The sequence below is a fragment of the Micromonospora sp. NPDC093243 genome, assembly GCF_044753725.1.
GTDB lineage: Bacteria > Actinomycetota > Actinomycetes > Mycobacteriales > Micromonosporaceae > Micromonospora.
The window spans coordinates 331,108-343,571 of sequence record NZ_JBIVNT010000005.1 but is presented as its reverse complement, the minus strand read 5'-3'; the positions used below and the strand labels follow the sequence as shown (position 1 = coordinate 343,571).

General features: G+C 72.2%; 10 protein-coding genes. 7 read left to right on the top strand and 3 right to left on the bottom strand.

The window, feature by feature from the left end; translation table 11 throughout:
* Positions 1-55 precede the first annotated feature (55 nt).
* The gene (locus ACIP9D_RS19145) at positions 56-1,018 is read left to right on the top strand and encodes a COX15/CtaA family protein (protein WP_350872697.1); all 963 of its coding nucleotides are present in this window, start codon (positions 56-58) and stop codon (positions 1,016-1,018) included.
* 207 nt (positions 1,019-1,225) lie between these two features.
* On the opposite strand, the gene ACIP9D_RS19140 is transcribed toward ACIP9D_RS19145, so the two are convergent.
* The 3 genes from ACIP9D_RS19140 to ACIP9D_RS19130 all read right to left on the bottom strand — a co-directional run bounded on the left by ACIP9D_RS19140 (position 1,226) and on the right by ACIP9D_RS19130 (position 3,730).
* Positions 1,226-2,146, bottom strand: coding sequence for a hypothetical protein (locus tag ACIP9D_RS19140; protein WP_350872695.1), 921 nt, complete (start codon positions 2,144-2,146; stop codon positions 1,226-1,228).
* A gap of 4 nt (positions 2,147-2,150) precedes the next feature.
* On the bottom strand, positions 2,151-2,480 hold the full coding sequence (locus ACIP9D_RS19135) for a hypothetical protein (protein WP_350872693.1): 330 nt from the start codon (positions 2,478-2,480) through the stop codon (positions 2,151-2,153).
* A 293-nt stretch (positions 2,481-2,773) separates the two neighbouring features.
* Entirely contained in the window at positions 2,774-3,730 is a 957-nt protein-coding gene (locus tag ACIP9D_RS19130; RefSeq protein ID WP_350872691.1) for a heme o synthase, read from the bottom strand.
* A 264-nt stretch (positions 3,731-3,994) separates the two neighbouring features.
* Here ACIP9D_RS19130 and tkt point away from each other — a divergent pair, with 264 nt between their 5' ends.
* The 6 genes from tkt to pgl all read left to right on the top strand — a co-directional run bounded on the left by tkt (position 3,995) and on the right by pgl (position 12,418).
* Positions 3,995-6,130 (top strand): transketolase, encoded by a 2,136-nt coding sequence (gene tkt, locus ACIP9D_RS19125; RefSeq protein ID WP_350872690.1) that lies wholly within the window; start codon positions 3,995-3,997, stop codon positions 6,128-6,130.
* Positions 6,131-6,146: 16 nt separating this feature from the next.
* Positions 6,147-7,325 (top strand): transaldolase, encoded by a 1,179-nt coding sequence (gene tal / locus ACIP9D_RS19120; protein ID WP_350872689.1) that lies wholly within the window; start codon positions 6,147-6,149, stop codon positions 7,323-7,325.
* A complete protein-coding gene (locus ACIP9D_RS19115; RefSeq protein WP_350872687.1) occupies positions 7,322-8,971 on the top strand; it encodes a glucose-6-phosphate isomerase in 1,650 nt (549 codons plus the stop codon). Before tal ends, ACIP9D_RS19115 begins: the two co-directional genes overlap by 4 nt.
* 2 nt (positions 8,972-8,973) lie before the next feature.
* Positions 8,974-10,524, top strand: coding sequence for a glucose-6-phosphate dehydrogenase (zwf, locus tag ACIP9D_RS19110; RefSeq protein WP_350872954.1), 1,551 nt, complete (start codon positions 8,974-8,976; stop codon positions 10,522-10,524).
* Positions 10,525-10,555: 31 nt separating this feature from the next.
* Positions 10,556-11,572 (top strand): glucose-6-phosphate dehydrogenase assembly protein OpcA, encoded by a 1,017-nt coding sequence (locus ACIP9D_RS19105; protein WP_350872685.1) that lies wholly within the window; start codon positions 10,556-10,558, stop codon positions 11,570-11,572.
* A gap of 81 nt (positions 11,573-11,653) precedes the next feature.
* The gene (gene pgl, locus ACIP9D_RS19100; RefSeq protein ID WP_350872683.1) at positions 11,654-12,418 is read left to right on the top strand and encodes a 6-phosphogluconolactonase; all 765 of its coding nucleotides are present in this window, start codon (positions 11,654-11,656) and stop codon (positions 12,416-12,418) included.
* Positions 12,419-12,464 lie beyond the last annotated feature (46 nt).

The window sequence follows — 12,464 nt, the reverse complement described above, 5'->3', positions numbered from 1 at the left end:
CCCGGTGATCCCCGACACCGAGCGGGCGGAGTCACCCGATCGTGGATCAACTACGGTGCGTAGGATTCGCTCCGTGAAGCGATCCGTCCGGTTCCCGGTCTCCACCACCCTGCTGCGCCGGCTCGCGCTGGCCTCGATCATCGCGAACGTCGGCATCGTGGTCACCGGCGGGGCGGTCCGGTTGACCGCGTCCGGTCTCGGCTGCCCCACCTGGCCCCGGTGCACCGACGCGTCGTACGTGGCCACCACCGAGATGGGCGCGCACGGGGCGATCGAGTTCGGCAACCGGATGCTCACCTTCGCGGTGGGCATCATCGCGTTCGCCACCGTGCTCGCCGTGCTGGCGCACCGACCCCGCCGGCGCGGGCTGCTACCGCTGGCGGTCGCGGTCTTCCTCGGCATCCCGGCCCAGGCGGTGGTCGGCGGGATCACCGTGCTGACCAACCTCAACCCGTGGGTGGTCGGCCTGCACTTCCTCGCCTCGATGGCGGTGATCGCCGCCGCGTACGCCCTGTGGCGGCGGATCGTCGACCCGGACGGGCCGACGACGCCCACCGTCCCCGGCCCGCTGCGCACCCTCGCGCGGATCACCACGCTGGTCGGGGCGACCGTGCTGGTGGTCGGCACCTGGGTCACCGGCAGCGGTCCGCACGCCGGCGACCAGGGTGCGGCGCGCAACGGGCTGGACCCGGAGACGATCTCCCAGGTGCACGCCGACGGCGTCTTCCTGCTGATCGGGCTCTCGGTGGCGCTGGTCTTCGCGTTCCGCGCGGTGGGCGCCGACCGGGCGTACCGGGCCGCGCTGGTGCTGCTCGCCGTGGAGCTGGGTCAGGGCCTGATCGGCTTCGTGCAGTACTTCACCCACCTGCCGGCGGTGCTGGTCGGCGCGCACATGCTCGGCTCCTGCCTGGTGCTGCTGGCCACCCTGCACGTCCAGTGGTCGACCCGCGAGCGCCGGCCGGTCGCGCCGAGCACCACGCCCACCCCGGCCCCCGAGCCGGTCACCGCCGCCGCCTGACCCCTCCCGGCCGTCACGGCGGCCGGCCCATGGCACGCGGGCGACGAATGGCGGCCACCGTTCGCACGCTTTGCTCTGCTGCACCCGGGGAAACACCCACCGTCCGAATACCGGATGGTGGGTGTTTCCGTCGTTGAAGCAGAGCAAAGGCGGAAGTAAACGAGGCGACGCCGAGCGCCATAGCTACCTGCGCCTCCAGAGGGAGGTTCAGGCCCGGCGGGCCAAATGGGTGACGATCGCCTCGGCGAGCCGGTCGGGAGCGCCCTCGGCGTGGGCCAGGAAGAGCGACGGCTCGGTGAGCTCCAGCTCCACCAGGACCGGCGACCCGTCCGGACCCGGGATGAGGTCCACCCGGGCGTAGAGCAGCCGCTCCGCGCCGCCCGGCACCGCCGCCAGGGTCTTCTCCGCGACGCCCAGCTCGTCCGGCCTGGCCGCCCGGGAGGTGATCTCCTCGGGCTTGTAGAGCCCGTCGACACCCAGGTCGGGCCCGGTGAGCATCGGGCCCTTGCGGATGGCGTGGCTGAACGCCAGCCCGTCCGGGCCGGCCAGGAAGAGCAGCGCCGTCTCGCCCGCGGTGTCCACCGCGCTCAGGTAGGGCTGGACCATGGTGACCCGACCGGCCTCCGACAGCCGCCGGACGTGCGCCGCCGCCAACTCCCGGTGTGCCGGGTCGGCCAGGTCGTAGCGGCCGGTGTCCTGACTGCCCGCGCTCACCGCAGGCTTGATCACGTACTCGCCGGTCTCGGCGGGGGGCTGCCAGGACTCGCCCGGCGCCACCCACCCGGTGGGCACCGTCGGGATCCCGGCGGCGGACAACTCGGCCAGGTAGCGCTTGTCGGTGTTCCAGCGGACCACGTCGGCCGGGTTGACCAGCGCCGGCACGGTGGCCGCCCAGGCGACGAACTCGTCGCGGCGCAGCGCGTAGTCCCAGGGTGATCGGAGCACCGCGAGGTGGTAGCCGGACCAGTCGACGGCGGGGTCGTCCCAGACCGCCGCCTCGGCGACGATCCCCCGGGCGGCCAGCGGGGCCAGCAGCAACCGGTCGTCCGGGTCGAGGTCGGCCAGCTCGGTACAGGTGATGAGAGCGACCCGGGGTTCCCCCCGGGTCGACTGGTGGTGGTTGGTCAATTTATCAACGGGCCATCGCGCGACGGGCCATCGACCGCCAGAGGTCGTTGCTCGGCCGCATCTGGTCCATGAGTTCCCGCTCCCAGGCGTTCTCCACGGTGACTCCCGCCTTGGCGCAGGCGTCCCGCGCGACAACGGTGTCGTCCGCGAACTGGTCGCCCCACGCCCCGTCCTCACCCACGAGGACGATGCGAGCGCCGCGCTTGCCGACGTACTCGATGACCGCCTTCGCACCGCCGTGACCGGCGGCGAACGACTTGATTCCCGCGACCAGCCCGGTGGGGGCCGGTTCGGTGTGCTCAGCCGTCAGCGTCGTATCGGAACCATCTGCCATGACGCGAAGCCTAAGCAGACTTCCACCCAGGCGGGCGACAACCATGAAGGTTTTGTGATGCCAATTACCTGATGGTTTAAGGAAGACCAAAGGTAGTTCGCCCGTTTTTATCCGGACTTACAGCGGTAAAACTCATCGACGAATACGCGCGAGCCGGCACAGGTTGAGCCCATCCGACTCATGCCGATAGTTGCTTGGATGTGACGTCAAACTCGGACAACTCATCCATGATGATGATTTGTCATCAGGTAGCCCGATCCCCGGGTCGCCCATCGCGCCGGGCGAGGGTGACCTCAAAGCAGCGCGTCGAGCGCGACCGCGGCGAAGAGAATGGTCAGGTACGTGGTCGACCAGTGGAAGAGGCGCATCGGCTTGACCGCCTCGCCGCGCGCCGCCCGGCCACAGAGCCGGTGCGCCTCGACCAGGAAGATGGCCCCCACCACCAGCGTCGGCACGCCGTAGATGGCGCTCATGCCGAGCGGCCAGACCGCCAGGGAGGTCAGCACGGTCAGCCAGGCGAAGACCAGGATCTCGGTGTTGACCCGGCGGACCGACGCGACCACCGGCAGCATCGGGATCCCCGCCCGGGCGTAGTCGTCCTTGTACTTCATCGCCAGCGGGTAGAAGTGCGGCATCTGCCAGAAGAAGACCACCGCGAAGAGCCCCCACGCGGCCGGCGCGAGCGAGCCGGTGACCGCGGCCCAGCCGATCAGCACCGGCGCGGCCCCGCAGGCGCCGCCCCAGAAGGTGTTCGCCGGCGTCGTCCGCTTGAGCCAGAGCGTGTAGACCAGGTCGTAGTACGCGATCGCGGCCAGGGTGAGCCCGGCGGCCAGCAGGTTGGTGAAGACCGCCATCAGGGCGACCGAGACCACCGCCAGCACCAGCCCGAAGATCAGGGCGTTGCGCGGTGACACGGTGTGCGCGGGCAGCGGGCGCCGCTTGGTGCGCCGCATCAACTGGTCGATGTCCCGGTCGATGTAGCAGTTGAGCACGCTGGCCGCGCCCGCCGCGAGCGAGCCGCCGATCAGCACCACGGCGACCAGCCAGAGCGACGGCAGCCCACCGGCGGCGAGCATCATCGCCGGCACGGTGGTGACCAGCAGCAGCTCGACGATCCGAGGCTTGGTCAGCGCCACGTACGCCCCGACGATCGCCCGCACGTCCCGCCGCGGCGTGACCGAACCCTCCGCCGCCCGCACGGGCGGCTGCCCGGCGGGGTCGCTGACGGGGCGCTCGGTGATCATGCTCACGGATTGCCACCTTCCGGCTTCGGCACGGGAGATCGGGATCGGCCGGACCCAGGTCGGGCCCCACACCGCCCCACACACTACGCGCTGTCGTTTTGGCTGCCCGGCCGACCCGGCAACGGTGCGGGCCGTCACACCGGGGGCACTTCCGTGCATCCCGCCACCGGAGTACAGAAGAGCATGCAGTGATCCCCGGGCGGACGTTTAGCACCGCTCGATAGGGTCATCAGTGAGGGTTCCGCCCATCTCCCGAGGAGCACACCGATCGTGGCTGCCAATCAACCCGAGTCCGCACTCAACTGGTCCGATCTCGACCGTCGGGCCGTCGACACCGCCCGCGTGCTCGCCATGGACGCCGTGGAGAAATCCGGCAACGGCCACCCGGGCACCGCGATGAGCCTGGCGCCCGCGGCGTACCTGCTCTTCAACCGGGTGATGCGGCACAACCCGGCCGACCCGAACTGGCCGGGCCGGGACCGGTTCGTGCTCTCCGCCGGGCACTCCAGCCTGACCCTCTACATCCAGCTGTTCCTCTCCGGCTACCCGCTGAGCCTGGAGGACCTGAAGTCGCTGCGGCAGTGGGGCTCGCTCACGCCGGGTCACCCGGAGCACGGGCACACCCCGGGCGTCGAGACCACCACCGGGCCGCTCGGCCAGGGCCTCGGCAACGCGGTCGGGATGGCGATGGCCGCCCGCCGCGAGCGCGGCCTGTTCGACCCGGAGACCGAGCCGGGCAGCTCGGTCTTCGACCACAACATCTGGTGCATCGCCTCCGACGGCGACATCGAGGAGGGCATCAGCCACGAGGCCTCCGCGCTCGCCGGCCACCAGCAGCTGGGCAACCTCACGCTGATCTACGACGACAACGAGATCTCGATCGAGGACGACACCCGGATCGCCAAGAGCGAGGACGTGGCGGCCCGCTACGAGGCGTACGGCTGGCACGTGCAGACCGTGGACTGGCGCAGCGGCGACGCCGACCAGGGCGACTACCACGAGGACGTGGAGGCGCTCTACCGGGCGCTGCAGGCGGCCAAGGCCGAGACCGGCCGTCCCTCCTTCATCGCGCTGCGCACCATCATCGGCTGGCCCGCGCCGAACAAGCAGAACACCGGCAAGATCCACGGTTCGGCGCTCGGCGCCGACGAGGTGGCCGCCACCAAGCAGATCCTCGGCTTCGACCCGGCGCAGAGCTTCGAGGTCGACGAGGAGGTGCTGGGGCACGCCCGCCAGGTGCTCAAGCGTGGCGAGCAGGCGGCGCAGGAGTGGACCCAGGCGTTCGAAGGCTGGACGAAGGCCAACCCGGAGCGCACCGCGCTCTACGAGCGGATGGCCGGGCGGGTCCTCCCCGACGGCTGGACCGAGGCGCTGCCGGAGTTCCCGGCGGACGCCAAGGGCATCGCCACCCGGGCCGCCTCCGGCAAGGTGCTGGAGGCGCTGGCGCCGGTGCTCCCCGAGCTCTGGGGCGGCTCGGCCGACCTGGCGGAGAGCAACAACACCACGATGAAGGGCGAGCCGTCGTTCATCCCGGCCACCCACGCCACCAAGGACTTCCCCGGCCACGAGTACGGCCGCACGCTGCACTTCGGCATCCGCGAGCACGCGATGGGCGCGATCCTCAACGGCATCGCCCTGCACGGCGGCACCCGCCCGTACGGCGGCACCTTCCTGGTGTTCAGCGACTACATGCGCCCCTCGGTGCGGCTCGCCGCGCTGATGAAGCTGCCGGTGACGTACGTCTGGACGCACGACTCGATCGGCCTCGGTGAGGACGGCCCGACCCACCAGCCGGTGGAGCACCTGACCGCGCTGCGGGCCATTCCCGGCCTGGACGTGGTCCGCCCGGCCGACGCCAACGAGACCGCCTGGGCGTGGCGGAAGGCGCTGGAGCACACCGACCGGCCGACCGCGCTGGCGCTCAGCCGGCAGGCGCTGCCGACCCTCGACCGCAGCACCCTGGGCAGCGTCGAGGGCGTCGCCAAGGGCGGTTACGTACTGGCCGAGGCGTCCACCGGCAAGCCGCAGGTGATCATCGTCGGCACCGGCTCCGAGGTGCAGCTCTGCCTGACCGCCCGGGATCGGCTGGAGGCCGACGGCACTCCCACCCGGGTCGTCTCCATGCCCTGCCAGGAGTGGTTCTTCGAGCAGGACGAGGCGTACCGGGAGTCGGTGCTGCCACGCGGGGTAAAGGCACGGGTGAGCGTCGAGGCGGGCATCGCCATGTCGTGGCGCGCCATCGTCGGCGACTGCGGCGAGAGCGTCAGTCTGGAGCACTACGGGGCGAGTGCACCGCATTCGGTGCTCTTCGAGCAGTTCGGGTTCACCCCCGACCGGATCGTGGCCGCCGCGCACGCGGCGCTGACCCGGGTGGGCGACATCACCGGTTTCACGACCGGCAACTGAGGGGAGCGTGGACGGCATGACGGACAGGCTGGCTGAGCTCAGCGCCGCTGGGGTGGCGATCTGGCTCGACGATCTTTCCCGGGCACGACTGAGCTCCGGCGGGCTGGACAAGCTGCGCCGGGAGAACCACATGGCCGGGGTGACCACGAACCCGACAATCTTCGCGAAGGCCCTGGGCGAGGCCGACGAGTACAACTGGCAGCTGCGCGAGCTCGCCCTCCGGGGGGTGGAGGTCGAAGAGGCGGTCCGCATGCTCACCACGTACGACGTGCGGTGGGCCTGCGACGTGATGCGCCCCTCCTTCGACAAGAGCGCGGGGGTCGACGGCCGGGTCTCCATCGAGGTCGACCCGCGGCTGGCGCACGAGACCGAGAAGACCGTCGCCGAGGCGAAGGCGCTCTGGTGGCTGATCGACCGGCCGAACCTCTTCATCAAGATCCCGGCCACCGAGGCCGGCATCCCGGCGATCACCGCGACCCTGGCCGAGGGGATCAGCGTCAACGTCACGCTGATCTTCGGGCTGGACCGCTACTCCGAGGTGATGGAGGCGTTCCTCGCCGGCCTGGAGCAGGCGAAGGCGAACGGCCACGACCTGAGCAAGATCGGCTCGGTGGCGTCGTTCTTCGTCTCCCGGGTCGACTCCGAGGTCGACAAGCGACTCGAGAAGCTCGGCTCGGACGAGGCCAAGGCGCTGCGCGGCAAGGCCGCCATCGCCAACGCCCAGCTGGCGTACGAGCGCTACGGCAAGGTCTTCTCCTCGGACCGGTGGCAGGCGCTCGCCGACGCCGGAGCGCACCCGCAGCGGCCGCTCTGGGCCTCCACCTCGACCAAGAACCCGGACTACCGCGACGTCGTCTACGTCGAGCAGCTGATCGCCCCCGGCACGGTCAACACCATGCCTGAGTCGGTCATCCACGCCTTCGCCGACCACGGCGAGACCCGCCCCGACACCATCACCGGCGCCTACGACGCGGCCCGCAAGGTCTTCACCGACCTCGAGGCCGTCGGCGTGGACATGACCGACGTGATCGGTGTGCTGGAGCGCGAGGGCGTGGAGAAGTTCGAGGCCAGCTGGCTGGAGCTGCTCGACGGCGTGCGTAAGTCGCTGGAGTCGGCCGCGCAGGGCGCGGGCACCCCGGGTCGCGCGGCGCAGGGCAACGCGAAGGCCGCCGCGCAGGCGGGGGGCAACGCGTGAGTGACCTGCTCTCCACGCCGGCCGAGTCGGCCGCGGGCCTGACCGTGCACGGGGCGGACGCGGTCGACCGGTCCGCCCCGGCGTCGACCCGCGACGCGGTGGTCTCTGCCGGCGTACCGGGCAAGCTGGCCGCGAAGGACCCGAGCCTCTGGGGCCCGGACGCCGAAGCCGAGGCGAAGATCCGCCTCGGCTGGGTGGACACCCATCAGCGCAGCCGCGAGCTGCTCCCCCAGCTCGCCGAGCTGAAGGCGGAGCTGGCCGACCTGGACCACGTGGTGCTCGCCGGGATGGGTGGCTCCTCGCTGGCCCCCGAGGTGATCACCCGGACCCTCGGCCGGCCGTTGACCGTGCTGGACACCACCGACCCCGGCCAGGTCCAGGCGGCGCTCGGCGACCGGCTGGAGCGCACGGTCGTGGTGGTGGCGAGCAAGTCCGGCTCGACGGTGGAGACCGACAGCCACCGCCGGGCCTACTGGCAGGCCTTCCTGGACGCCGGGATGACCGAGGAGGAGGCCGGGCGGCACTTCGTCATCGTCACCGACCCGGGTTCACCGCTGGAGCAGACCGCCGCCGAGATGGGCGCGTTCACCGTGCTCGCCGACCCGAACGTCGGCGGCCGGTACTCGGCGCTGACCGCGTTCGGGCTGGTCCCGTCGGCGCTGGCCGGCGTCGAGGTGGTCGAGCTGCTCGACCAGGCCGACGCGCTCGCCGCATCGCTCGGCGGCGACCGGGACAACCCGTCCCTGGCGCTGGGCGCCGCGCTCGGCGCTGCCGCCACCCTGGCCCGGGACAAGGTCGCCCTGGTCTCCGACGGCTCCGGCATCGACGGTTTCGGCGACTGGGCCGAGCAGCTGATCGCCGAGTCGACCGGCAAGGCCGGGGTGGGCATCCTGCCGGTGGTGGTGGAGTCGCCGCAGAGCCCCGGCGCCAAGGGCTCGGACGTGCTGACGGTGAGCTACGGCGGGGCGATGGCCCCGGGCCAGGTGCCCGGTGGCGGGATCGACCCGGACGTGGCGGTCAACGGCCCGCTCGGCGCGCAGTTCCTGGCCTGGGAGTACGCCACCGCGGTGGCCGGCGTGGTGCTCGGCATCGACCCGTTCAACCAGCCGAACGTCACCGAGTCCAAGGAGAACACCAACAAGATCCTGGCCTCGGGCCTGCCGGCGGAGACGCCGTCGTTCACCGAGGGCGCGATCGAGGTGTACGCGCCGGCGGGCGCACCGGGCGACCTGGCCGGCGTGCTGCGCTGGCTGCTCGACGGGCTGGGCGACGACGGGTACCTCGCGGTGATGGCGTACCTGGACCGGTTCGCCGACGCCGACGCGGGCCGGCTGCGGCCGCTGCTGGCCGCCGCGGCCAACCGCCCGGTCACCTTCGGCTGGGGTCCGCGGTTCCTGCACTCCACCGGCCAGTATCACAAGGGCGGCCCGCAGGTCGGCAGCTATCTTCAGGTGACCGGAGCGGTCACCGATGATCTGCCGGTGCCCGGCAAGCCGTACTCCTTCGGGGAGCTGCAGGCGGCGCAGGCCGCCGGCGACCGGCAGGCGCTCGCCGGACGCGACCGTCCGGTGCTGCGGCTGCACCTGACCGACCGGGCCGCGGGCGTGGCCCAGCTGCTCGATGCGGCCGGTGAGCTGCCGGCGTGAGGATGGACGACGTGGAACAAGCGGAGCGGAGAGGCAGCGTGAACCCGCTGCGGGACCCGCAGGACCGCCGGCTGCCGCGGATTCCCGAGCCGTGCGCGCTGGTGATCTTCGGGGTCACCGGCGACCTGGCCCGGAAGAAGCTGCTGCCGGCGGTCTACGACCTGGCCAACCGGGGGCTGCTGCCACCGGGTTTCGTGGTGCTCGGCTTCGCCCGGCGGGACTGGGGCGACGGCGACTTCGAGACGCTCGCCTGCGAGGCCGCCCGTAAACACGCCCGTACGCCGTGGCGGGAGGAGGTCTGGGCGCGGCTGGCCGGCAACATCAAGTTCGTCGGCGGGTCGTTCGACGACGACGCGGCCTTCGACCACCTGGCCGACACCCTCGACGAGCTGCGCGACACGCACGGCATCGCCGGCAACGCCGCCTTCTACTTCTCCATCCCCCCGGCGGCCTTCCCGGTGGTGCTCAAGCAGCTCGCCCGCACCGGCATGGCGGACAACGCCAAGTCCGGCGGCTGGCGCCGAGTGGTGGTGGAGAAGCCGTTCGGCAACGACCTGCCCTCGGCGAAGGCGCTCAACGACCTGGTCGACGACGTCTTCACCCGCCAGGACGTCTTCCGGATCGACCACTACCTGGGCAAGGAGACGGTCCAGAACATCCTGGCCCTGCGGTTCGCCAACAACCTGTTCGAGCCACTCTGGAACTCCAAGTACGTCGACTCGGTGCAGATCACCATGGCCGAGGACGTCGGCATCGGCACCCGCGCGGGCTTCTACGACACCGTCGGCACCGCCCGCGACGTGCTCCAGAACCACCTCCTCCAGTTGCTCGCGCTGGTCGCGATGGAGGAGCCGACCAGCTTCGACGCCGACGAGATCCGGACCGAGAAGCTGAAGGTGCTCAAGGCGATCACCCTGCCGCAGGACGTCGCGCAGGGCACCGTCCGGGGCCAGTACCTGCCCGGCTGGGTGGGGGGCGAACGCGCGGTCGGCTACCTCGACGAGGAGGGCGTACCGCCGAACTCCACCACCGAGACGTACGTGGCCGTCCGGCTCGGCATCCAGAACCGGCGCTGGGCCGAGGTGCCGTTCTACATCCGGGCCGGCAAGCGGCTGCCGCGGCGGGTCACCGAGGTGGCCATCATGTTCAAGAAGGCGCCGCACCTGCCGTTCGACGCGGCCGACATGGAGTCGCTCGGCAACAACCAGCTGGTCATCCGGGTTCAGCCGGATGAGGGCGTGGTGCTCAAGTTCGGCTCGAAGGTGCCCGGCACCACCATGGAGGTCCGCGACATCGCGATGGACTTCCAGTACGGCGAGGCTTTCACCGAGTCCAGCCCGGAGGCGTACGAGCGGCTGGTGCTGGACGTGCTGATCGGCGACCGGACGCTCTTCCCCGACGCGGCCGAGGTCGAGCAGAGCTGGCAGGTGGTCGACCCGCTGGAGCATGCCTGGGTCGGCACGACGCCGGAGCCGTACCGGGCCGGCGAGTGGGGCCCCCGGGCCGCCGACGAGATGCTGGCCCGCGAGGGCCGCGCCTGGCGGCGGGCGTGACCAGGCGTAGCGAGTCAACCAGGAGGCTCCCGTGATCGGCCTGTGGGACACCACCGGCAACGAGGTGGTCAAGGCGTTGGCCGCCGAGCGGCGCAGCGCGGGCGGGGTGGCCAGCGGCATGGCGTTGACCCTGATCGTGGTCGTGGACGAGAAGCGGGTACGCGAGGCGGAGGCGGCGGCGACCATCGCCGCCGCCGCCCACCCGTGCCGGCTGGTGGTGGTGGTCCGCTCGGACATCGACCGGGAACGCAACCGGCTGGACGCCGAGATCGTGGTGGGCGGCCGGCTCGGGCCGTGCGAGGCGGTGGTCACCCGGATGTACGGGCGGCTCGCGCTGCACGCCGAGTCGGTGGTGATGCCGCTGCTGGTGCCGGACGTGCCGGTGGTCACCTGGTGGCACGGCGAACCGCCCGCGGAGATCGCCACCGACTTCCTCGGCGTGGTGGCCGACCGCCGGATCACCGACGCGGCGCAGGCCGCCGACCCGATCGAGGCGCTGCGGCAGCGGGCTCGGGACTACGCCCCCGGCGACACCGACCTGGCCTGGACCCGGATCACCCCGTGGCGCACCCTGGTGGCCGGCGCGTTCGACACCACCGAGGCCCGGGTCACCGAGGCCACCGTGGTGGCGCCGCGCACCGACCCGACGGCCGCGCTGATGTCCGGCTGGCTGAGCAGCCGGCTCGGCATCACCCCGCGGTGGGAGCAGACCGACGAGTTCCCCCGGATGCGGGAGGTGCAGCTGCGCTGCGCCAACGGCGACCAGCTCACGCTGACCCGGGACGACAGCATGGCCATCTTCCGCCGTACCGGTCAGGAGGACCGTGCCCTGCCGCTGGTCCGCCGGCCGCTCGGCGACGAGCTGGCCGAGGAGCTGCGCCGGCTGGACGCCGACCAGGTGTACGCGGAGGCGCTGGGCGCCACCGCCGGGCTGACCGGCCTGGACCAGCGCCCGGCGACCCGGGTGCACGTCTGGAAGGATCCGGCCACCGCGCGGCGGGCCGAGGCGGGGGTCAGCGCGCACGCCGGCACCAGCGGCGAGCACTGAGGGTGGCGGCGCGCTCCCCCGCGCACCGAAGAACAGCAACCGGCCCGCCAAGCGGTCCGCGACGAGCGAAAAAGGCACGAGATGAGTGAGGCGAGTGTCGCCGTCCACGCCGACCCCCACCTGCTGGCGCAGGCGGTGGCGGCCCGGTTGGTCGTGAAGCTGCTCGACGCGCAGGCCGATCGGGGTCAGGCGTCGGTGGTGCTGACCGGCGGGCGGATCGCCGCCGCCGTCTACCTGGCGGTGGCGGCGCTGCCGGCCCAGGACGCGATCGACTGGTCCCGGGTGGATGTCTGGTGGGGCGACGAGCGGTTCCTGCCCGCCGGCGACCCGGAGCGCAACGAGACCCAGGCTCGGGCGGCGCTGCTGGACGCGCTGCCGCTGGACCCGGCCCGGGTACACCCGATGCCGGCCGCCGACGCCGGGTTCGACCCGGAGGAGGCGGCGGCCCGGTACGCCGCCGAGCTGGCCGCGGCGGCCCGGCCGGGCACCGCGGCGCTGCCCCACTTCGACGTGCTGATGCTGGGCGTCGGGGAGGACGGGCACGTCGCCTCGGTCTTCCCGGAGCACCCGGTGCACTACGAGAGCCGGCCGGTCAGCGCGGTGCGGGGCAGCCCGAAGCCGCCGCCGGTGCGCACCACGCTCACCCTGCCGACGATCAACACCGCCGAGGAGGTCTGGCTGGTGGCCAGCGGCGCGGACAAGGCCCGGGCGGTGGGCATGGCCCTGGCCGGGGCGGGCTCGGTGCAGCTGCCCGCGGCCGGCGTACGGGGGGTCAGCCGGACCCTCTGGCTGCTCGACCGGGCCGCCGCGGCCGACGTGCCGGCCCGGCTGCGCAGCCTGCGCTGAGCCCCGGCCCGGCCGCCCGCGGCGCAAGAACCGGCGCGGGCCGGTC